Genomic DNA, 20,672 nt, shown 5'->3' with positions numbered 1-20,672 from the left:
ATCCACCGGGGCGCCACACCCATGTCTCAAAGATGAAGCCGCGCGCATGACCAGCGTCCTGATTGCCGTCCTCGTCCTGGCCTTGTTGGGTATCGCCTATAGCCAGGGCGTCTCGCGCAGCCGCCTGCTGGCCGGGCAGACCCGCCTGCACAGCCGGCCCCAATACCACGGTGCGCTGGTGGCCCTTTGGGCTGTTCTGCCGCTCCTCGTTCTTCTTCTCGTCTGGCTTCTGGCCTCGGGCATGGCGCAGGACTGGTACATCGCCAGCCAGCTGCCGGTCGAGATCCTGCCGGGCACCACGGAATACGCCTCGGCCGCCGCCCGCCTGCGCAACATCGCCTCGGGCTTCGGCGTTGCCGGCGAAGCCGCCGAGTGGGAAGCTACCGCCGGTGCCGCGCTGGCGCAGTTCAACACCGTGCTGATGCTGGCCATCGTCGCGCTGGGCGCGGTGCTGGGGGTCGTGGGCATGCTGTACATGCGCAGCCGCCTGACCGCCCGCACCCGCGCGCGCAATCATGTCGAGGCCTTCATCAAGGCCGCGCTGATCTTCTGCTCGGTCGTGGCGATCCTGACCACCGTCGGCATCGTCGTCTCGCTGGTCACCGAGACCGTGCGCTTCTTCACCTTCGTCTCGCCCTTCGAGTTCTTCTTCGGCACCGTCTGGAACCCCGGCTATTCGACCACCTCGAACGAGGCTTCGGGCAGCTACGGCATGCTGCCGCTGCTGGTCGGCACAGTGATGATCTCGCTCATCGCGATGCTGGTCGCTTTGCCGGTCGGTCTGATGTCGGCAATCTGGCTGACGCAATACGCCAACCCCAAGCTGCGCAACGCGATCAAGCCGGTGATCGAGATCCTCGCGGGGATCCCGACCATCGTCTACGGCTTCTTCGCCCTCGTGACCGTGGGTCCGGCCCTGTCGGGTCTGGGCGATGTGCTGGGCTTCGGCATCAACGCCACCTCGGCGCTGACCGCGGGCATCGTCATGGGGATCATGATCATCCCCTTCATCAGCTCGCTCAGCGATGACATCATCCGCCAGGTGCCGCGCACGATGCGCGACGGCTCCTTGGGCCTCGGCGCCACCAAGGCCGAGACGATCCGCATGGTCATCGTCCCCGCCGCGCTGCCGGGCATCGTCGGCGCCATCCTGCTGGCCGTCAGCCGGGCCATCGGCGAGACGATGATCGTGGTGCTGGCCGCCGGCAACGCGCCGATCCTGCGCTTTGATCCGACCGAGCCGACTTCGACCTTCACCGTGACCATCGTCACCGCCCTGACCGGGGACGCCGATTTCGCCTCGCCGCAATCGCTCGTCGCCTTTGCGCTGGGCCTGACCCTGTTCGTCATCACGCTGCTGCTCAACATCGGCGCGCTGGCGATCGTGCGGAAATACCGGGAGCAATACGAATGACCGATCTGGCGCAAACCGCTACCGGCGCCCCCGCCAACGAGGCCGAGGCCAATGCCCGCCGCCGCGCCCAGGTGCGTCGCTCGCTGGCCCGCCGCAACCGCGCGGAAACCCGTTTCAAGATGCTGGGCCTCGGCTCGGTGCTGGCGGCGATGGCCTTCGTAGCGATCCTGTTCGGCAACATCCTCTCGAACGGTCTGCCGGCCTTCTGGCAATTCACGCTGGAAACGGAGATCACCTTCGACCCCGAGGTCATCAACGTCCCCGACCGCCCGGTCCGTCAGGCCGGCCAATCGGATGCCGATTATCAGGCCGAGATGCTGGGCTGGCAGCGCCGTCTGGCGATGGTCAACTGGAACCGCCTGCTGATCGCCGGCGTCGAAAGCGCCATGGCCGAGGACGGTGTCACCACCGAGATCGACGCCCGCTCGGCGCAATCGATCATCGACTCGGGCGCGCGCTTCGTGCTGCGTGACATGGTCATCGCCGATCCCTCGATCATCGGTCAGACCCGCCGCCTGAACCTGCTCTTGTCGGCCGATGGCGACAACTGGGCCAAGGAAAAGTTGTCACGCAACCTGCCGGACGAGCGTCAGCAGCTCAGCCGCCCGGCCCGCGACGTGATCGATGCGCTGATGGAAAGCGGCTCGGTCCACCGCAGCTTCGCCTGGCACATCTTCACCAATGTCGACAGCCGCTCGTCGCCCGCCTCGGCCGGCCTTGCGGGGGCCTTCATGGGCTCGTTCTACATGATGTTGGTGGTGCTTCTGCTGGCGGTGCCGATCGGTGTGGCTTCGGCCATCTACCTTGAGGAATTCGCGCCGAAAAACCGCGTGACCGACCTGATCGAGGTGAACATCAACAACCTCGCGGCCGTGCCCTCAATCGTGTTCGGTCTGCTCGGCGCTGCGGTCTTCATCAACATCTTCCACCTGCCGCTGTCCGCGCCTCTGGTGGGCGGTCTGGTGCTGACCCTGATGACGCTGCCCACGGTGATCATCGCCACCCGCTCGTCGCTGCGCGCCGTCCCGCCGTCCTTGCGGCAGGCTGCGCTGGGGATCGGCGCCTCGAAGACGCAGATGGTCTTCCACCACGTCCTGCCGGTCACCTATCCGGGCATCCTGACGGCCTCGATCCTCGGCGTCGCGCAGGCTTTGGGCGAGACCGCGCCGCTGCTTCTGATCGGCATGAACGCCTTCGTGGCCAACATCCCGGCCACGCCGCTTGACCAATCCGCCGCCTTGCCCGTGCAGATCTATCTGTGGCAGGGCAACGAGAACCGGAACTTCTTTGAAGAACGCACCTTCGCGGCCATCATCGTCCTTCTGGCGCTGATGATCCTGCTCAACGCGCTGGCCATCTGGCTGCGTAGCCGCCTGGAAAGGAAAGCTTGAGATGAACGCGACCAACAACAGCGGCCCGATGGGCGGCAACCGTATCGTCCCCTCGGCCCCCGCCTCGGCCGCCAGCGCGGTCAGCCGCATCTCGGCCAAGGACGTGACCGTCCATTACGGCGAGAAGCAGGCGATCTTCGGCGTGTCGATGGAAGTGCCCGAGAAGTCGGTCACCGCCTTCATCGGCCCCTCGGGCTGCGGCAAGTCGACCTTCCTGCGTTGCTTCAACCGCATGAACGACACCATCGAGGGCTGCAAGGTCGGCGGCAAGATCACCATCGACGGCGAGGATATCTATGACCCCTCGCTGGACGTGGTGGAGCTGCGCGCCCGCGTCGGCATGGTGTTCCAGAAGCCGAACCCGTTCCCCAAGTCGATCTACGACAACATCGCCTATGGCCCGCGCATCCATGGCCTCGTGAAGAACAAGGCCGAGACCGATGAGCTGGTCGAAAGCTCGCTGAAGAAGGCGGGTCTGTGGAAGGAAGTGCACGACCGTCTCGACGCGCCGGGCACCGGCCTCTCGGGCGGCCAGCAGCAGCGTCTGTGCATCGCGCGCACCATCGCCACCGGCCCCGAGGTCATCTTGATGGACGAGCCTTGCTCGGCGCTGGACCCGATCGCGACCTCGATTGTCGAGGACCTGATCCACGAGCTGAAAGAGCAGTACACGATCATCATCGTGACCCACTCGATGCAGCAGGCGGCGCGCGTCAGCCAGAAGACCGCCTTCTTCCATCTGGGCAAGCTGATCGAATACGGCGAGACGGAGCAGATCTTCGTCAACCCGAAGGAAAAGCAGACCGAGGCCTATATCACCGGCCGTATCGGCTGATCCCGGCCCAAGCCAAAGAAAAGCGCCCCGACCGAAAGGCCGGGGCGTTTTGTTCTTCTCAGGGCGTCAGGCAAGACGTCAGACGGGTTCAGAGGATAATCCGGCCAAGGTCTCGCTGCCGAAGGCCTGCATCTGGTCCTCGGCCCAATAGCGGATGTCATGGCGCCGGACGACCTCGCGGTTGGCCTTCATGCGGCCGTGGCGTTCGGTCTCGGGCAGGGACAGGGCGTATTGGATCGCCTGATCCATCGACTTGTGCGAGAAGGGGTTGGTGTGGACGGAAAAGCCCAGCTCCACCGCCGCGCCGGCGAATTCGGACAGCACCAGCACCCCGTCGTTATCCGACCGTGCCGCGCAATATTCCTTGCACACAAGGTTCATCCCGTCCGCGAGCGGCGTGATCCACGCGACATGCGCCGCTTGGTAATAGGCCACCAGTTCGGCGAACGGCACGGGCCGCGAGATCAGAGAGATCGGCTGCCAATCGAAGCTGCCATAGCGCCCGTTGATCTTGCCGGCGAGCTGTTCCAGCTGCTGCTGGATCTCCTCATAGGCGGTCATGTTCGAATTCGCGGCGGCCGAAACATGCATCAGGCGCACCTTGCCGCGCAGGTCGGGACGGCTTTCCAGAATACGCTCGAAGCTTTGCAGCTGCTCGATGCCGCCCTTGGTGTAATCCGTGCGCCCGACCGAGAGGATGAGCTTCCGGTCGCCCAGCTCCTCCTTGATATGCGCGAGCTTCTCGGCGGTTTCCGGGCGGGCCGCGACCTCCTCGATGAAGCCCACGTCCACGCCGACCGGGCTGGCCTGCAGCCGGATCACCCGCCCGTCATAGCCGACATGGGTGACGACCGATTGCTCGGACAGCGCGGTGGTTTGCGCCGAGAGTTCGTCATGCACCTTCTCACGCTTCAGCGTGTCCACCTCCAGAAGCGAGCGCGCGGCGGAGACGAAGTTGTTGGCATAGCGCGGGATATGGAAGCCCACGACATCGCAAGAGAGCAGGCTTTCCAGGATCTCCTTGCGCCAAGGCAGGACGTTGAACAGGTCGGCGTTCGGGAAGGGCGTGTGGTGGAAGAAGCTGATCTTCACATCGGGTCGCAGGGTGCGCAGATAGCCGGGCACCAGCCACAGGTTGTAGTCATGCACCCAGACCACGGCGCCCTCGGCGGCTTCGGCGGCGGCAGCCTCGGCGAAGGCCCAGTTCACTTCGCGGAAGGTCGGCCAGTCGACGGGGTCGTAATTGTAGCGCTCCTTGAAGCCGTGCAGGATCGGCCAGAAGGCCTCTTTCGAGGAGATATGGTAGAAGCTGGTGACCTGTTCGGGCGTCAGCGGCAGGCGCGAGACGGTGTATTTTCCGTATTGATCGTCGATCTCAACGACCCGTTCGAAATCCGGGTTCGAGGGATCGTCGGCATGTTTCCACGCAATCCACGCGCCCTTGTCGACGCGGCCGAAGAAGCTTTTCAGCGTGGGGACGATGCCGTTCGGGCTGCGGTTCTCGCGGAACTCGATCTTCCCGTCGATCTCGACCTCTTCATAGGGTTGGCGGTGATAGACGATGACCAGATTGGACGGCATGGGCTCAGGCCTCCTGCGGAATGGTGTGAAGCTCCAACGCGGCGATGGCTTCGAGGATCCCCGCCGCGCCATGGGCGCGGGCGTGGTAGACCGTCTCGATGCCCTCAAGCTGGTGCGTGAGGAGCGGTTCGGAATTGCCGACGGCCACGGCGGGCAGGCCCGAGGCCAGCATCGACAAATCGTTCAGCGTGTCGCCCGCGCAGAGCACGCGCTCGGGCGCGATGCCCAGATGCTCGACGAGGCGGCGGATCGACGGGCCCTTGGAGACGCCCGCGGGCAAGACGTCGAAGAAGCGGTTGTCCGAGATCAGCCAATCGAGACCCAGCGCCTCGACCCGTGCCTCGGCGGTCGCGTCATACGACGTCGGCGTCAGGTCGTAGCTCACGCGGTAGCGGAAGGGCGTGGGCTGCAGCTGCAGGCCGGGATGGCCGTCCAGCGCCGCGCGCACCGCAGCCCCTTTGTCGTCCCAGCGCCGGGCGATGTCGTCCTCAAGGGGCACGATGGGCGCGATGGAGCCGTCGGGCAGGACCTCGGCAATCGTGGTGCCAACATCGCCGACGACGTACTCGGGCCACGGCAGGCCCCGTTCGCGGCACATCTGCATGATGAACTCAGGATCGCGGCCGGTGACGAAGATCAGGCCGATAGAGTCGCGGTTCTCCTCGATCCAGCCATACAGGCGGGCGCGGTCTTTGTCCGTGCCGCCGAGGAAGGTGCCGTCAAGGTCGGTCGCCAGCGTGAAGCGGCGGGCGGCAATGGCGGGGCGGGGGGTGGCGTGCACGTTCATGCGGTCAGGCCTCCATCGAGACTGGCGAATTGCAGACGGGTATCGGGCGCGGGGTGGTCCAGCGACAGGTCCAGCGCGAAGGGTTCGGCTTCGATCGGGCGGGCCCAGAGGGCGTTGAACGCCTCCTGCAGGTTGGCGCCCTTGTGCAGGACGGCGTTCACCGTCTCGCAGATCGGCATCGGCACGCGGATGCGATGGGCCAGATCGGTCACAGAGACCGCGTTGACCTCGCCCTCGACGACGACAGGCCGGCCTTCGAAACACGAGGGGCGGGGGATACCCTGACCCAGCTGATGCCCAAGGCTCATGTTGCGCGAGGTGGTGGACGAGCAGGTCAGCGTCAGATCGCCCGCGCCGGACAGCCCGGTGACCGTCTCGCGACGCCCGCCGAGGGTCTGGGCGAGCAGCTTCATCTCGTCGATGCCGCGGGTGATGAGGGCGGCGCGCGTATTCTCGGCAAAGCCCGCGCCCGACATCATTCCGCAGGCGATGGCGATCACGTTCTTCACCGCGCCGCCGACCTCGACGCCCACGAGGTCATCCGAGACGTAGGGCCGGAACCCGCCGCCCGAGAGCGACAGCGCCAATCGCGCGGCGGGGCTGGTGCCGGGATTGAGGCGGTCCTTGTAGCCGAAGGGAAATGCCACGGTCGCGGCGGTCGGATGGTCGAGCGCGGTCTCCCGCGCGAAGGTCGGGCCTGAGACGGCGCCGACGACATGGCCGGGCAGTTCTTCGGCCACAACCTCGGACAACAGGTAGCCGGTGTCGCGCTCCACCCCTTTACAGGCCAGCGCGATGGGCACGCCGGCGGGCAGATGCGGCGCCATCGCGCGGCACATCTGGCGCAGGGTGGAAGACGGCGTGACGATCAGCACCGCCTCCACGTCCTTCAAGGCCGAGGCAAGGTCCGCCGTGGCACTCAAGCCCCCGGGCAGCATGACGCCGGGCAGGTAGTCGGCATTCTCGCCCGAGGCATTGATGCGCTCGGCCTGATCGGGCCGGCGGGCCCAGAGGCGAACGGAGCGGCCGTTGCGGGCGAGCACGGTGGCAAGGGCGGTGCCCCAGCTGCCGGCGCCCAGCACGGCGAGGCGGTGATACGGGGTGGAGGGGGCGGTGTGAGGCACAGTATCCTTCATCGGGAACTCCCTTGGAAGTTCGGGTGTCAGAACGCATTGTCAGGTCACGCGCGCCCGGAAGGGTCCGCCATGAAGGCGGCGAAGGGCAGGGCGATAGACGCCGCACAGGGGGCGTCGCGCGCAGGTGAAGCAGGCGGCAAAAGGCCAACCGCAGGATTGCCTTAGAGGTTAGCGTTCACGGCCGGGGCTTCAACCCTTTTCGCCGCAGCGCGGCGAAACCCCTTGGTGCGCAAGGAAACTTTCTTCCCTGCGCGTTGAAAAATCACGGATTTCCGATGCTGCCTGTGCGCTGATCTTAGCGCCAATGGGCCATTGGCAGGCCCGCGACGGGGCTGCGGAAGGCGGGGATGCGGGTGCCGCGCAGCGAGCCGATATAGACCGTCTTCAGGTCCGCAGCCCCGAAGGTGACCGAGGCAAACCACGGCGCGATGGTGCCGCCGCAGGCCAGCATGTGGTTGGGGGTGACGGCGTCCCGCGCGAAGGCTTCATACAGCGCGCGCGAGGGTTCGGGGTTGTCGTCATCGAGGATCACCCGGAAATCGCCGTCCGGGGTGATCGCGAAGATCCGGTCCGACATCACATGCGTGCCCCAGAGGTTGCCGAAGCTGTCGAAGGCAATGCCGTCGATGAAGCCGCCGGTATCCGCAGGGCCGAAGACCTCGCGGGCGGTGACCTGCGTGTTCTCGTCGATCCGCAGGCGCGTCACCCGACGGCCCGAGGTCTCGACGACATAGAGCCATTCCTCGGCGGCGTCGAAGCGGATTTCGTTGGTGAACATGAAGCCGTCAGCGACGATGCGCGCGCCGTTGTCATCCAGCACGGCGACGTAGCCGTCCGCGATATTCGGGCTGACGGCGGCCATCCAATTGGTGATCTTGGTGGAAATCGTCAGCCAGATCCGGCCCTTCGAGTCCCGCAGGACGAAATTCACCTTGCCGATGGGCGTGCCGTCGATCGTGTCCAGCATCACCGTCGTGCGCCCCTCGCGGGTCATCCGCTCCAGCCGGTCGGTGCCGAAATTGGAGATCAGGATCGAGCCGTCCACATCAAACGCCAGCCCGTTCGGCAGGGTACCTTGGGTGAAACGGTCGGCCTCGTCCATCGTGGCGCCGAAGCGGGTGTCGAGCGCCTGCGCGATCAGTTCCTGCGTGCCGTCCGGGCGGATATGCACCACGCCGCCCCGCGCATCGGCGGACCAGAGCGAGCCGTCGGGCTCGGCCAGAATGCATTCCGGACGTTGCAGATCCTCGCCGACGAAGAACAGGTCCTCGCGCGAGACAGTGAAGCCGTCAATCGGATTGCGCATGGCAACTCCCCCTGTGATTAGCGGCTCCGGTGCGCCCCTCCTGCGCCCCGGAGCCGGTCCGAGCCCGGGGGCTCAGACGTCCACCCAACCCTCGGGTGTTTTCAAGCGGTGCCGGATCGTATTGCCCCGGCCCAATGTCTGTTCGATGAAACAGCCCTTCTTCGCGGCCTCGATCAGGGCTGTGACCTCGGCTTTCGAATTGGGGCTCTCCATCAGCACGTCAATCTCGAAGGACTTGGGCGCCGTCTCGTAGACGCGGCCCTTGGCCTCCCAGTTCCATTGCACGCGGGTCTCGACCCTCAGGTCGCTCAGGCTGACGCCCATCCGTTTCGCGAAGGCGCGGATCTGGGTCATGATGCAGCCGGTGAGCCCGCCCACGAACAGCGCCAGGGGGGGCGGGGCCGAGCCGTCGCCGCCGTGGAAGCTGCCCTCGTCGGTCGCCATCTCCCAGGGCCCCTCGGCAAAGGGTTGGGACATTGAGATGCTCAGATCGTTGCGCATCTTGCCGGTGGCTGTGCCCTCGGCGTTGAACTGGACGATGGCCTGTTCCATCAGTCCAAAATCGCCACGCAGCGGGTAAAGCCCGCCGAGGCCTTCTTGATCTTGAACGGGAAGCACGAGACCTTGAAGCCCGTGGCCGGCAACTGGTCCAAGTTCGCCAGCTTCTCCATATGGCAATAGCCGATCTCCATCGAGGCGCGGTGCCCTTCCCAGATCAGGCCCGCGTCATGGGTCTCGGCGTATTTCTGCGCTGTGTGGATGAAGGGCGCGTCCCAGGACCAGGAATCGGTGCCGGTCACCCGTACGCCGCGCTCCAGCAGATACAGCGTCGCGGCCTTGCCCATACCGCAGCCCTTGGCGACATAGTCCGGCCGCCCATAGGCCGCTCCAGCCGAAGTGTTGACGACGACGATCTCCAACGGGCTGAGCGTGTGGCCGATGCGGGCAAGCTCGGCCTCGACATCCTCGGGCGTGACGACATAACCATCAGGGAAATGCCGGAAATCCAGCTTCACGCCGGGCTGGAAGCACCATTCCAGCGGCACCTCGTCAATAGTGATCGCGGGCCGTCCACCGGGGACCAGTGCGCGGTCCATGGTGGAATGGTGGTGATAGGGCGCGTCGAGATGGGTGCCGTTATGCGTCGACAGTTGCACCCATTCCACCGCCCAGCCATCGCCGTCCGGCAGGTCGTCGTTCGTCATTCCGGGGAAGAAGCCGGTGATCTGCTCCTGCGTGTCCTTATGGCCCTGATACTGGATCTTCGGCTCCATCATCGGCGGGTCCGAGGCAATGCCGGTTTCAAGCGCAACCGAGAGGTCGATGATCCGCATGGGAGGTCCTTTCAGAGGAGGCCGATGGAGAGGCCGGGCAGGAAGATGAGGAGAAGCAGCACCAGCACCATGATCGCGGCGAAGGGCAGCGCGCCCTTGAACACGTCGCCCAAGGTGATCGAGGGATCGTCGAGCGAGCCCTTGATCACATAGACCGAGAGGCCGAGCGGCGGCGTCAGCAGGCCGATCTCGACCGCGAGCACGGTGATGATGCCGAACCAGATGAGGTTGATCTGCATTGCCTCGGCGATGGGCAGCACGAGGGGGAGGGTGATCAGCAGGATGGACGATGAATCGAGGATCGTCCCCAACACGATCAAGATCAGGCAGAAGAGCAGGATGAAGCCGGTAGGCCCGAGGTCCTGCGCGATGGCCCATTCGGTGACGAAGCCGGGCAGGCCCGAGAGCGACAGGAAGCGCGAATACATCGTGGCAGCGACGATCAGGAAGCAGATCGAGGCGGTGATATGCCCGGTCTCCAGCGTCACCTGCCACAGGACCCGCCAGCCGATCCGGCGTTTGGCGGCGGCGATGACGATGGCGCCGAGCGCGCCGATGGCCCCGGCCTCGGTCGGGGTGAAGACCCCGCCGTAGATCCCGCCCAGCACCAGCGCGATCAGCGCGGCGATGGGGGCGAGTTTCGAGGCCGTGTCACGGGCGAGCGAGCCCTCATAGGTGATTTCGGGGGCGGGTTGCGGTGTGCCGGTGAAGCTGGGCCAGAAGCGCACCATCAGGGCAATGCCGACGATATAGGCCACGGTCAGCACGATCCCCGGCCCGATGCCGGCAACGAACAGCAGGCCCACGGATTGCTCGGCGATAATGCCGTAGAGGATGAGCAGCAAGGACGGCGGGATCAGCATCCCCAGCACGGACGAGCCCGCGACGACCCCGGTCGCGAAGCGCGCGGTATGGCCGATGCGCATCATCTCGGGCACGGCGACCTTGGTGAAGACGGCGGCCGAGGCGATGGAGATGCCGGTGATCGCCGCGAAGATCGCATTCGCCCCCACCGTGGCCATGCCGAGGCCCCCCTTGAGGCGTCCCAAGGCCCGGTTCGCCACGTCGAACGTGTCGCGGCCAATGTCCGCGCGGGAGACAACGAGGCCCATCAGCACGAAGAGCGGCACGACGCCGAAGAGGTAGGACGAGATGCTCTCGCGCGTCGCCAAGGACAGCATGCGCGAGGCGTATTGCGGGTTGTCCCTCAGCGCCCAGATGCCGACGAAAGAGGTCAGCGCCAGCGCGATCGAGACATGCATCCCCAGCCAGATCAGGCCCAGAATGCCGACGAGGGACCAGAGCCCGATCTCGACGCCGCTCATGCCTGTGCCCCCCGGATCGCACGGATCGCCAGCGCCAGCGCGCGCAGGGCGAAGACCAGCGTCATCGTCGCGGCGCCCAGCAGCACGATGCCATGCACCGGCCAGATCGGCGCGAGGAACTGGCCGACCGTGCCAACCATCTCGCCCCGCCCATAGCTGCGCAGGAATTGTGGGTAGAAGGCCGAGACCAGCGCGCCCAGCAGCAGCATCCCGGCGAGGTGCAGCAGTGCGTCGAGCGCGTCACCCAGCCTCGGGCTGCGGTTGCGAAGGGCGCCGAGCAGGGCGTCCGAGCGGGTGAGTTTCCCCTGCGCCAGCGTGTTCGCGACCTGCAGGAAGACGATGGCGAGGATCGACATGGCCACCATTTCGGGCACGCCGGCGATGGGATGGGCGAAGAAGAAGCGCCCGATCACATCGACCGAGATCAGCGCCATCACACCAAGGATCAGCGCGGTTCCCAGCGCCGACATCAGCGCTGTCAGCCGGTCGACAAGGCGTGTGACGGCATCGAAAGGGGCAAGGCCGGTTCGGATCATCGGAAGCTCTCAGGGAAGGTTGGGGACCGGCGGACCGGTCCCCGTTTGGGCGTCAGCGCATGGTCCAGTCGCGACCCAGATCCGCACCCGCTTCCTGCAGGGCGTGGACATAGGCGTTCAGAACCTCGGTCCCGGCAAGGCCTGCCTCATCGGCCGCAGCAGCCCAGGTCCCGGCGATGTCGGGCAGGGCGGCGGCCCAACGCTGACGCTCTTCTGCCGACAGTTCGGTCAGGTGATCGGCATCGGGGGCGATGGTGGCCATGGCGGCGGCCACGCGCTGCGATTGCTCGGCGATATAGGCCTCTTGGTACGCCACGGCGCCGGCACGAAGGGCGTCCTGCACCTCTTGCGGCTGGTCATGCAGCCAGGTCTGGTTGGCGATCACGCCGCCCGCCGATTGCGCACCGAAATTGGTCACCGTGACATAGGGCGCGACCTCGTGCAGGCGGGCCGGGGCGGCGGCGGTCGGGAAGACGATGACGCCGTCGAACACACCCGTCTGCAGGTCGTTGTAGTAGGTCGTCAGGTTGCCCGCGACGCCCACGGCGCCCGTGCCTTCCAGCCAGTTCACCGCCGGCCCCGGGGCGGCGATGCGGTGGCCGGCCAGATCGTCGATCGAGTTGACCGGGAAGTTGGTCATCAAGAGGTAGTTGTCCAGCGCGAAGCCGCCGCCGAGATATTCGGCATCATATTCATTCCAGCTTTCGCCCATGCCGGGGATGGTCGCGTAAAGCGTCTCCATCGCGTCCATGACCTGCTGCGGATCCGAGGGGCCGAAGGGCGTGTTGTAGGTGACGTTCTGCAAGATCAGCTTGGTCGGCAGGAACACGGTTGGCACCACGCCGACCTCGGCCAAGCCGTCCTCGATGGCGTCAAGCTCACCGCCCACCGCGGCCAGCGAGCCGCCATAGGCCTCGGTCCAGTCGATGCTGTAATCGGTGCCTTCGAGCGCCGCGTTGACGGTCGGGATGAAGGTCTCGGTCAGGTGCTTCACCCACAGGAAGATCGGCGGGTGGCCGTTCACCACGGTCACCGGGATCACCTCGGCCATGGCCGGGGCGGCGAGCGCGGTCGCAAGGGCAGTCCCGGCCAGAAGCCGGCGGATCGTGCTGGTCATGTCTTTCCTCCTCGTTGGCCCGGCCTCCCGCCGGGGTGTCACTTACGCCCCGTGACGGGGGTTGCTGTCTCCGAGGGCACGGATGCCCGCGGCGATGAAGCGAACGGCACCGATGATGATCTCCTCCAGATCATCATCGGCGATTTGCCCGTCCGACAGGTCGTTGATGCGGCCGGTGGGGGCCATGAGCGAGATGCCGATGCTGATCGCGTTCATGTAGCCGCGCACCGCGTCGTTGCGGCTTAGGCCGGGGACGACGGCGGCGAGCTCAGAGATGAACAGCCGGGCGATGGCGTCGTAATAGCTGGAGGTCACGCGGTGCGAGCGTTCATCCGTGCCCGCCGCCGCATGGCCCAGAAGCCGGGCATAGGCCGCGCCACCGCCCGAAGCATCACGACCCAAGGTGATCGTCGGGCGCAGGAGCGCGTCGAGCAGGGTTTCCAGCGTCATCGCGCCCGAGGCGTGCAGTTCGGCCACGCGGGCGCGGCGCTCGTCATTGATCGCGCCCGAGCGGCGGGCGATGACCGCCTCGTAGAGCGCCTCTTTCGAGCCGAAGTAATAGTGGATCAGCGCGGCATTGGCCTGCGCGCGTTCGGCGATGGCGCGGGTGGTGGCGCCGTGGAAGCCGTTCTCGGCGAAGACCAGTTCGGCGGCGTTCAGGATCGCCTCCTGCGCCTCGCCGCGTTCGGGGCGCGGGTCTGCTCTGGCCTCGGATCGGGCAGCGCCGGTCACGCGATCCTCCCTTAATTAATCGCCTGATTAAAATCAGCCGAATTGCCATGCCAAGTCAAGCCCGTTGCAGCGGGTGGTCTGATTTTTTGCAGTGTAGCAAGGGTTTATGCGGGCGCAGCGAGGCTCTCGATGGCCAGCTTGTTGCCCCCCAGCTGGCGCAGGGCGCGGTTGCGGCAGGAGAGCACGATGATCTGCAGATCGCCCGCCTGCTGATGCAAGGCGTTGAACATCGTCTCCATCCGAGCGTCGTCGGTATAGACCAGCGCATCGTCGAGGATCACCGGCGCATGCCGCCCGGACTTCGCCAAGAGCCGGGCAAAGGCCAGCCGCACCAGCAGAGAGATCTGCTCGCGGGTGCCGCCGGATAGGCTGCCGATTGCCTCGGTCTTGCCGTCGCGGGTCAGGGCGTCGGGCAGCAGGCTGTCGCCGTCGAAGCTGAGCTCGGCGCCGGGCCAGAGCAGTCGCAGCATCGGCCGCAATTCGGTCAGGACCGGTTCGAAATAACGGTCGCGGGCGGCCTTCTGGGCCTCGGACAGGGCAGCGATCAGCCGGTCCAGCACGGCGACCTCGCGCTCCAGCGCCGTGCGGGTTTCCTCGGCCCGGGCGAGGCGGGCACGGGCATCAGCCAGCTCTTCCTCCACGCCCTCGCCCGAGAGGTTGGCGACGGTCGCATCCAGCCCACCCAGCGCGATCTTCAGGGCGTTGATCTCGTCCTCGGCCCCGCGGGCGACGGATTGCGCGCGCGACAGGGCGGCACGGCAGGCGTCGAGATCGGGGGCGGCCTCGGCCAGCGCGTCATGCTCGGCACGGGCGGCGGTGTGGGTGGCTTCGGCTTCGGTGCGGGCGGTCGTCAGGGTTTCGGCGGGGCGCAATTCGGTCAGGCGGGCCTGCGCTTCCTCCAGCCGTTGGCCGAGGGATTGCGCGTCGTGGCGCGCGCCGAGCGCGGCCTCACGCGTGGTGGTCGCGGTGGCACGCAGGCCGCTGAGGCGGGCCTCGGTCTCGGCCTCGGCGCTGCGGGCGGCGGACAGGGCGGTCTGCGCATCGGGCAGGGCGGGGGCGGCGAGCGGCGCGGCCTCGGCCAGACGCGACAGCTCGGCTTTCAGCGCGTCGATCCCTTCGGGTGCGAGGCGGCGCAAGGTGTCGAGGGCCTCGCGCAGGGCTTGGCCGGCGTCGATCCGGGCACGGGCGGCGGCGCGGGCGGTCTCCGGGGCGTCGGCACCGGCGCGGGCGAGGGCCTGTGTCAACGCGGCGCGGGCCTGCGTGAGGCGGGGGGCGGTGTCGCCCGCGCCCGGCGTCAGGTGCAGGCGGCCAAGGCCGGGCAAGTCCAGCGTCACGGCCTCAGGCACCGCGCGCGGGGTGGGGTCGAGGGGCGTGCCCGCCAGCAACACCGGCGGCGCGTCCGGCAGCGCGTCGAGCGACAGATGCGGCGCGGCGGAGGCGGCCAGTTCCTCGGCCACGGACAGATCGCGCGCGGCCTTGTCGATCGCATCAAGCTGCGCGGGTTCGGGGCCCGTTTCGGCCTTGCGGCGCAGCTCGGGCAGGGTGGCGGCAAGCGCCTCGGCCTGCTCTAGGGCGACGGCCAGTTGCGCCCGTCGCTCGACCTCGCCGCGCCGAGCCTCGGCGGCAAGGGCCGTTTCGAGCGCCTGCTGCGCCGCTTGGGTCTGCGTCTTCGCCTCGGTCAGCGCGGCTTCGGCCTGTGCCAGTCCCTCGGCGGCCTCGCGGGCCTTGTCGGCGCGCTGATCCGCCTGCGCACGCGCGTCCTGCACTTTCTGGCCGAGGGTCGCGACCGCGGCTTCGGTACGTTGACGCTCTTCGACCTCGCGGGTGATTTGCGCCAGCGTCAGCGCGGCCTTGTCCCGATTGGCGGCCGCGGCCTGCAGGCGGGCAGCATGGCGGTCGGCGGCGTCGAAAGCCGCCTGCGCGCGGGCGAGGCCCTCCTTGCGCAGCGCGACTTCCTCAGGGTCCTGCAACTCATCCAACTGGCGCCGCTTGGCCCGCCGGGCCTCCAGAGCGGTATGCAACTGGCCGGCGCGGGCCGACAGCTCGGTCACCCGGTCGGACAGGGTGGTGCAATCGCGGATCGCGGCCTCCAACGGACCGCCGGCACGAGCCCCGCGCGAGGTCATCAGCACCCCGCGTTCCTCCTGCGCGCGGGCCAGCGCCCGGTCCATGCGCTTGCCGCTGGTCAAGGCCTCGAATTCCGCACCGACCGAGGACATCAGATCGGCGCGCGATTTCTGCCCGGCCGGGTCCTTGTCGGGGAATTCCACCAGCCCCTGCCGCACCCAAAGGAGCCCGGCGGGGCCGCCCTCATCGGGGGGCGTGGTCAGCGCGGCGATCATCGCTTCGGCCTCGTCGGCCTTGGCCACCAGCCGCCCGTCGCGCCAGACCTCGGCATGGGCCTGCCGGCCCCAACGCTTGCGGATCTCCAGCTGCGCGCCGTCGGCTTCCAGTTCCAGCGTCACCTCGGGGTTGCCGCCAATATCGGGGGTCAGGGTGAAGCTCTTGTTGCCCGGACGGGTCGTATGCTTGACGAACAGCGCGTAGTGGATGGCGTCGAACAGGGTCGACTTGCCGCTTTCATTCGCGGCGCTGAGGACGTTGACGCCCTCGCCGATGCCGCCCACGCGCACGGGGTCGGTGAATTGCCGGACGTCTTTGAGCGTGACCGCGCGCAGCTTCATCGCGCATCCTCGCTGAGATAGGCATAGAGGCGGTTCAGCGCGCCGGCCGCAATGCGACGGCTGTCTTCGCTTCGCGTGGGATCACCGGCCTCCTGCGCCAAGGCCTCGGCCGCGACACGCAGCGCGCCGCCATGGTCCAGCATCTCCAGATCGGCGGCGTCGATCTCGGTCTCCAGCGCCGCATCAAGCAGCCGGAAATGGGCGAAATCGGGCAGGGCGCGGGCAGCGGCATCGCGCAGAGCCTGCTGTTCGGCCAAAGTAGCCCGGCCCGAAGCGCGGATGCGCAGCAGGTGATCGCGGCGGCCTGATCCGGCGGCGGGCAGCAGGGCATCGAAGGCGTCGGCGGCGCTTTGGTCGGGGACCAGCGACAGCGACAGCTCGGACCAGTGGAAGCGCCCGGTCTCCACCCGCGTCATCTGCGGGGCCTCGGGCGTGAGGGTCACGGCCAGACAGGCGCCGCGTCCGGCATGGCGGAATTCCTCGAACTCGGGCGTGCCGGCATAGGCGGTGCGCGGACCGATCTGCTTCTGCCCGTGCCAATCCCCCAGCGCCAGATAGGCCAGCCCCGCCGTCTGCGCACGGTCGGGCGGGATGATGCCTTCGTCGCGGGCATCCTCGGTGAAGCTTTGCACGCCGCCATGGGCCAGCCCGAGGCGCAGATCCCCTTCGGCGCTGGGCGCCTGCGCCATCCATTCGGTCAGGTCATAGCCCGCGTGGCGGCGGGGCAGGGGGGCGGGCAGCAGCGTCACGCCGGGGGCGATGCGATGCGGGCGCGGCTCGGTCAGCAGGGTGACGTTGGCAGGGGCATGCCGGCCGAGGTTGTCCCACAGCGCCTCGGCCCCCAGCGAATCGTGGTTGCCGGGCAGGATCCACCAGCGCAGCGCGGGATCGTCGGCCATCGCGTGCAACGCCTGCCGCCAGACGGCATCGGCCGGGGTCTCGCTGTCGAAGGTGTCGCCGGCCAGCAGGATATCGGCAGCGCCCGCGTCGCGCGCGGCCTTGGCCAACCCGGCGATGGCTTGGTGGCGGGCCTCGACGAGGCGGCCGCGCAGCTCCTCGGGCAGGTTGCCGAAGCGGCGCCCGAGATGAAGATCGGCGGAATGCAGGAAGGTGAAGGCGCGGCTCATGACCGGCGCAGACTGGGGCAAAGCGCGGGCGGCGACAAGGGGGCCAGAGGCGCGCGTCGGGCGTCATGATTCTGACATCCGTGGCCCTGTTGGCCCGGTCGCAGCGGGGAACACGGCGTCGTGAAGATGCATCACGCGCCCGTATTTGCTGCATTGCAGCGCAAATGCCGCCTAATTAGGCAGCGAAATGCGGTTCACAGACGCGAAACGACGCTTCTTTCGCGTCTTCCGACCCCAGCCGATCCTAGCGTGCAGAGGGGCGAGTTGATGCGCCCCAAGGCCAGACCGCGCCGCCGCTCGATCCTCTGCACAAGACAGACGGGACGGGGACAGGCGCCGGATGTCAAAGAAGACAGGGGGAATTTCCATGAAGAAACTGTTGCTCTCGACCGCCTTCTGCGCGGCCGCCGCGACCGGCGCCTTGGCGCAGGAAGGCGAGCCGATCCGCGTGGGCATCCTGCACTCGCTCTCGGGTACGATGGCGATCTCGGAGACCACGCTGCGCGACGCGATGCTGATGCTGATCGAACAGCAGAACGAAGCCGGCGGCGTGCTGGGCCGTCCGCTGGAAGCCGTGGTCGTCGACCCGGCCTCGGACTGGCCGCGCTTCGCCGAATTGGCGCGCGAGCTGATCGAAGGCGACGGCGTGGCCGCCGTGTTCGGTTGCTGGACCTCGGTGTCGCGCAAATCCGTGCTGCCGGTCTTCGAAGAGCTGAACTCGATCCTGTTCTACCCGGTCCAGTACGAGGGTCAGGAATCGCAGCGTAACGTGTTCTATACCGGCGCCGCCCCGAACCAGCAGGCGATCCCGGCGGTGGACTACCTGCTCGAGAACGGCGTTGAGCGTTTCTACCTCGCCGGCACCGACTATGTGTACCCGCGCACCACGAACCAGATCCTCGAGGCCTATTTGCAGGCTCAGGGCGTCGCGCCCGAGGATATCATCGTCAACTACACGCCCTTCGGTCATTCCGACTGGCAGACGATCGTGTCGGAGATCCGCGAATTCGGCTCGACCGGCCGTCCGGCCGCCGTCGTCTCGACGATCAATGGCGACGCCAACGTGCCCTTCTACAACGAGCTGGCCGCACAGGGCATCTCGGCCGAGGATATCCCCGTCATCGCCTTCTCGGTGGGTGAAGAGGAACTCGCCGGCATCGACACCGGCCCGCTGGTCGGTCACCTTGCCGCGTGGAACTACTTCATGTCGGTCGACACCGACGAGAACGCCGATTTCATCGACGCCTGGCACGCCTATATCGGCAGCGAAGACCGCGTGACCAACGACCCGATGGAGGCCCATTACATCGGCTTCAACATGTGGGTCGAAGCCGTCGAGGCCGCCGGCACCACCGATGCGGACGCGGTCATAGACGCGCTGGTTGGTGTGGCCGTCCCGAACCTGACGGGCGGCATCAGCTCGATGGGGGCGAACCACCACATCACCAAGCCGGTGCTGATCGGCGAGATCCAGGAAGACGGCCAGTTCGAAGTCGTCTGGGAGACCGCCGGCCTCGTGCTGGGCGACGAATGGTCGGATTTTGTGGCCGACTCGGCTCCGCTGATCTCGGATTGGCGTGCGCCGCTGTCGTGCGGCAACTTCAACACCGAAACCGGGACCTGCGGCGGCTCGGAGTGAGCTTGCGGCAACGGGGGGCGGCCTTCCCGGCCCCCCGATTTTCCTGACTGAGAACGAGGCGGCGCGCGGGTCTCGCGCGTCTGCCCTTCCTCGCCCGAGTGGCGATTACTCCCAGACCCGAGGGCCCCATGCTTCTGCGCCTTCTGACGCTGTGCCTGGCCTTGATGCTGCCCAGCCTCGCCCATGCCCAAACGCTTGAAGAGCTGGTCGCACGGCTGCCCGACGGCAATTTCAACGACCGCGCCGAGGTGGTGAACCAGATCGCCGCCACCGGCGATCCCCGCGCGCTGGCCGTGCTCGAGGCCCTTCTCGAAGGCGATCTTGAGGAACGCAACGCCGACGGGCGCATCGTCATCGTCACCGGCTCGCGCTCGAATCAGGTCGCCACCGACGTGCTGACCGGCGAGGATCTGGGCGCCGTTGCCCGCCGATCGACCACCTCCATCCGTGTCAACAACGGCCTGCGCCGCTCCATCCGTTCGGCCATGGGCGTGATGACCCTGCGCGACCCCGATCCCGCGCGCCGCCTTGCCGCGGCCGAGGCCGCCCTCCGCGCCCCCGATGCCGAGCAGGTCGAGGCCCTCGCCGCCGCGATGGCGGCCGAGCAGGTCGCTTCCATCCGGCAAGCACAGGCGCTGGCGCATGCCGCCGCCGTCCTCGCCTCGGACGCCGAGACCGAAGCCAAACTCGCCGCCGTCGCGGTGGTCGGCGAGGCCCCGGCGCTGGTCGTGCAAGCTACCCTCAACGCCTATCGCAACGTCGAAGACCCGGCCTTGGCCGAGGCCGTCGCCGACACCATCGCCGATGCCGAGCGCCGTCAGGCAATGTGGGGGCAGGCGCAGAACCTGTGGTTCGGCCTGTCGCTGGGTTCAGTGCTGCTGCTCGCCGCCATCGGCCTCGCCATCACCTTCGGGGTGATGGGCGTCATCAACCTCGCGCATGGTGAGCTGGTGATGCTGGGCGCCTACACGACCTACGTGGTCCAGCAATGGCTGCGCACCAACGCGCCCGAGTATTTCGGATGGTCCCTCGCCATCGCCGTGCCGCTGGCCTTCCTGTTTGTCGGGGCCGTCGGGGTCGCCATCGAGCGCGGCATCGTCCGCCATCTCTACGGCCGTCCCTTGGAGACGCTCCTGGCGACCTGGGGCGTGAGCCTGATCCTGCAGCAGGCGGTGCGCACGGCCTTTGGTCCGACGAACCGCGAGGTCGGCACGCCGGACTGGATGTCGGGCGCCTTCCAACTCGGTGAGATGACCGTGACCTGGCCCCGCGTCGCCATCGTGATCTTCTCGCTGACCGTGTTCTTCGGGCTCCTGCTGGCCATGCGCTATTCGGCCTTCGGGTTGCAGATGCGCGCGGTGACGCAGAACCGCCCGATGGCCGCCAATCTCGGCATCCGCACCGGCCGGGTCGATGCGCTGACCTTCGGCCTCGGCGCCGGTATCGCCGGGCTGGCGGGGGTGGCGCTCAGCCAGATCGACAACGTCTCGCCGAACCTCGGGCAGGGCTACATCATCGACAGCTTCCTCGTCGTGGTCTTTGGGGGCGTCGGCAACCTCTGGGGCACGCTCGCCGCCGCGATGGGACTGGGCATCGCCAACAAGTTCCTCGAGCCCTGGGCCGGGGCCGTGCTGGGCAAGATCCTGATCCTGATCTTCATCATCCTCTTCATCCAGAAGCGTCCGCGCGGGCTGTTCCCGCAACGCGGCCGCGCCGCCGAGGGCTGAC

General features: G+C 67.4%; 17 protein-coding genes. 5 read left to right on the top strand and 12 right to left on the bottom strand.

Going from position 1 to position 20,672, the window contains the following annotated elements:
- Positions 1–46 precede the first annotated feature (46 nt).
- Genes pstC through pstB form a run of 3 tightly spaced genes read left to right on the top strand, consistent with a single transcriptional unit; the run spans position 47 to position 3,640 of the window.
- A complete protein-coding gene (pstC, locus tag BCY78_RS19345) occupies positions 47–1,414 on the top strand; it encodes a phosphate ABC transporter permease subunit PstC (protein ID WP_068305131.1) in 1,368 nt (455 codons plus the stop codon).
- On the top strand, positions 1,411–2,805 hold the full coding sequence (gene pstA, locus BCY78_RS19340; protein ID WP_083195164.1) for a phosphate ABC transporter permease PstA: 1,395 nt from the start codon (positions 1,411–1,413) through the stop codon (positions 2,803–2,805). Before pstC ends, pstA begins: the two co-directional genes overlap by 4 nt.
- Before the next feature lie 28 nt (positions 2,806–2,833).
- Positions 2,834–3,640 (top strand): phosphate ABC transporter ATP-binding protein PstB, encoded by an 807-nt coding sequence (gene pstB, locus BCY78_RS19335; protein WP_068305181.1) that lies wholly within the window; start codon positions 2,834–2,836, stop codon positions 3,638–3,640.
- Positions 3,641–3,718: 78 nt separating this feature from the next.
- Here the strand turns inward: pstB and ggpS are convergent, their stop codons facing one another.
- The 12 genes from ggpS to BCY78_RS19275 all read right to left on the bottom strand — a co-directional run bounded on the left by ggpS (position 3,719) and on the right by BCY78_RS19275 (position 17,305).
- Positions 3,719–5,221, bottom strand: coding sequence for a glucosylglycerol-phosphate synthase (ggpS, locus tag BCY78_RS19330; RefSeq protein ID WP_068305129.1), 1,503 nt, complete (start codon positions 5,219–5,221; stop codon positions 3,719–3,721).
- 4 nt (positions 5,222–5,225) lie between these two features.
- Positions 5,226–6,008, bottom strand: a complete 783-nt coding sequence (locus BCY78_RS19325) for an HAD family hydrolase (protein ID WP_068305127.1) — start codon at positions 6,006–6,008, stop codon at positions 5,226–5,228.
- Positions 6,005–7,144, bottom strand: a complete 1,140-nt coding sequence (locus BCY78_RS19320) for an NAD(P)H-dependent glycerol-3-phosphate dehydrogenase (protein ID WP_083195163.1) — start codon at positions 7,142–7,144, stop codon at positions 6,005–6,007. The genes BCY78_RS19325 and BCY78_RS19320 overlap by 4 nt, the downstream gene beginning before the upstream one ends.
- Before the next feature lie 295 nt (positions 7,145–7,439).
- Positions 7,440–8,450 carry an SMP-30/gluconolactonase/LRE family protein gene (locus BCY78_RS19315; RefSeq protein WP_068305125.1) on the bottom strand — a complete coding sequence of 337 codons (1,011 nt, stop codon included), beginning with the start codon at positions 8,448–8,450 and terminating at the stop codon, positions 7,440–7,442.
- A 72-nt stretch (positions 8,451–8,522) separates the two neighbouring features.
- Positions 8,523–9,002 (bottom strand): OsmC family protein, encoded by a 480-nt coding sequence (locus BCY78_RS19310; protein WP_068305123.1) that lies wholly within the window; start codon positions 9,000–9,002, stop codon positions 8,523–8,525.
- Positions 9,002–9,784: a cyclase family protein gene (locus BCY78_RS19305; RefSeq protein WP_068305121.1), complete on the bottom strand. Its 783-nt coding sequence runs from the start codon at positions 9,782–9,784 to the stop codon at positions 9,002–9,004. Before BCY78_RS19305 ends, BCY78_RS19310 begins: the two co-directional genes overlap by 1 nt.
- Before the next feature lie 11 nt (positions 9,785–9,795).
- A complete protein-coding gene (locus BCY78_RS19300) occupies positions 9,796–11,109 on the bottom strand; it encodes a TRAP transporter large permease (RefSeq protein ID WP_068305119.1) in 1,314 nt (437 codons plus the stop codon).
- On the bottom strand, positions 11,106–11,645 hold the full coding sequence (locus BCY78_RS19295) for a TRAP transporter small permease subunit (RefSeq protein ID WP_068305117.1): 540 nt from the start codon (positions 11,643–11,645) through the stop codon (positions 11,106–11,108). Before BCY78_RS19295 ends, BCY78_RS19300 begins: the two co-directional genes overlap by 4 nt.
- 52 nt (positions 11,646–11,697) lie before the next feature.
- Positions 11,698–12,762: a C4-dicarboxylate TRAP transporter substrate-binding protein gene (locus BCY78_RS19290; RefSeq protein ID WP_068305115.1), complete on the bottom strand. Its 1,065-nt coding sequence runs from the start codon at positions 12,760–12,762 to the stop codon at positions 11,698–11,700.
- A gap of 42 nt (positions 12,763–12,804) precedes the next feature.
- Positions 12,805–13,494 carry a TetR/AcrR family transcriptional regulator gene (locus BCY78_RS19285; protein ID WP_083195162.1) on the bottom strand — a complete coding sequence of 230 codons (690 nt, stop codon included), beginning with the start codon at positions 13,492–13,494 and terminating at the stop codon, positions 12,805–12,807.
- 104 nt (positions 13,495–13,598) lie between these two features.
- Positions 13,599–16,178, bottom strand: coding sequence for an AAA family ATPase (locus BCY78_RS19280; RefSeq protein ID WP_068305114.1), 2,580 nt, complete (start codon positions 16,176–16,178; stop codon positions 13,599–13,601).
- Entirely contained in the window at positions 16,175–17,305 is a 1,131-nt protein-coding gene (locus BCY78_RS19275) for a metallophosphoesterase (RefSeq protein ID WP_068305112.1), read from the bottom strand. The genes BCY78_RS19280 and BCY78_RS19275 overlap by 4 nt, the downstream gene beginning before the upstream one ends.
- A 367-nt stretch (positions 17,306–17,672) precedes the next feature.
- Here BCY78_RS19275 and urtA point away from each other — a divergent pair, with 367 nt between their 5' ends.
- Positions 17,673–18,944 (top strand): urea ABC transporter substrate-binding protein, encoded by a 1,272-nt coding sequence (urtA, locus tag BCY78_RS19270; protein ID WP_068305110.1) that lies wholly within the window; start codon positions 17,673–17,675, stop codon positions 18,942–18,944.
- 128 nt (positions 18,945–19,072) lie between these two features.
- Positions 19,073–20,671 carry an urea ABC transporter permease subunit UrtB gene (urtB, locus tag BCY78_RS26270; RefSeq protein ID WP_068305107.1) on the top strand — a complete coding sequence of 533 codons (1,599 nt, stop codon included), beginning with the start codon at positions 19,073–19,075 and terminating at the stop codon, positions 20,669–20,671.
- Position 20,672: the final 1 nt, after the last annotated feature.

Source organism: Pararhodobacter sp. CCB-MM2 (genome assembly GCF_001691415.1).
Taxonomy (GTDB): domain Bacteria; phylum Pseudomonadota; class Alphaproteobacteria; order Rhodobacterales; family Rhodobacteraceae; genus Pararhodobacter.
Note: the sequence above shows the minus strand (reverse complement) of the source record. Positions and strands in the feature narration are given on the sequence as shown.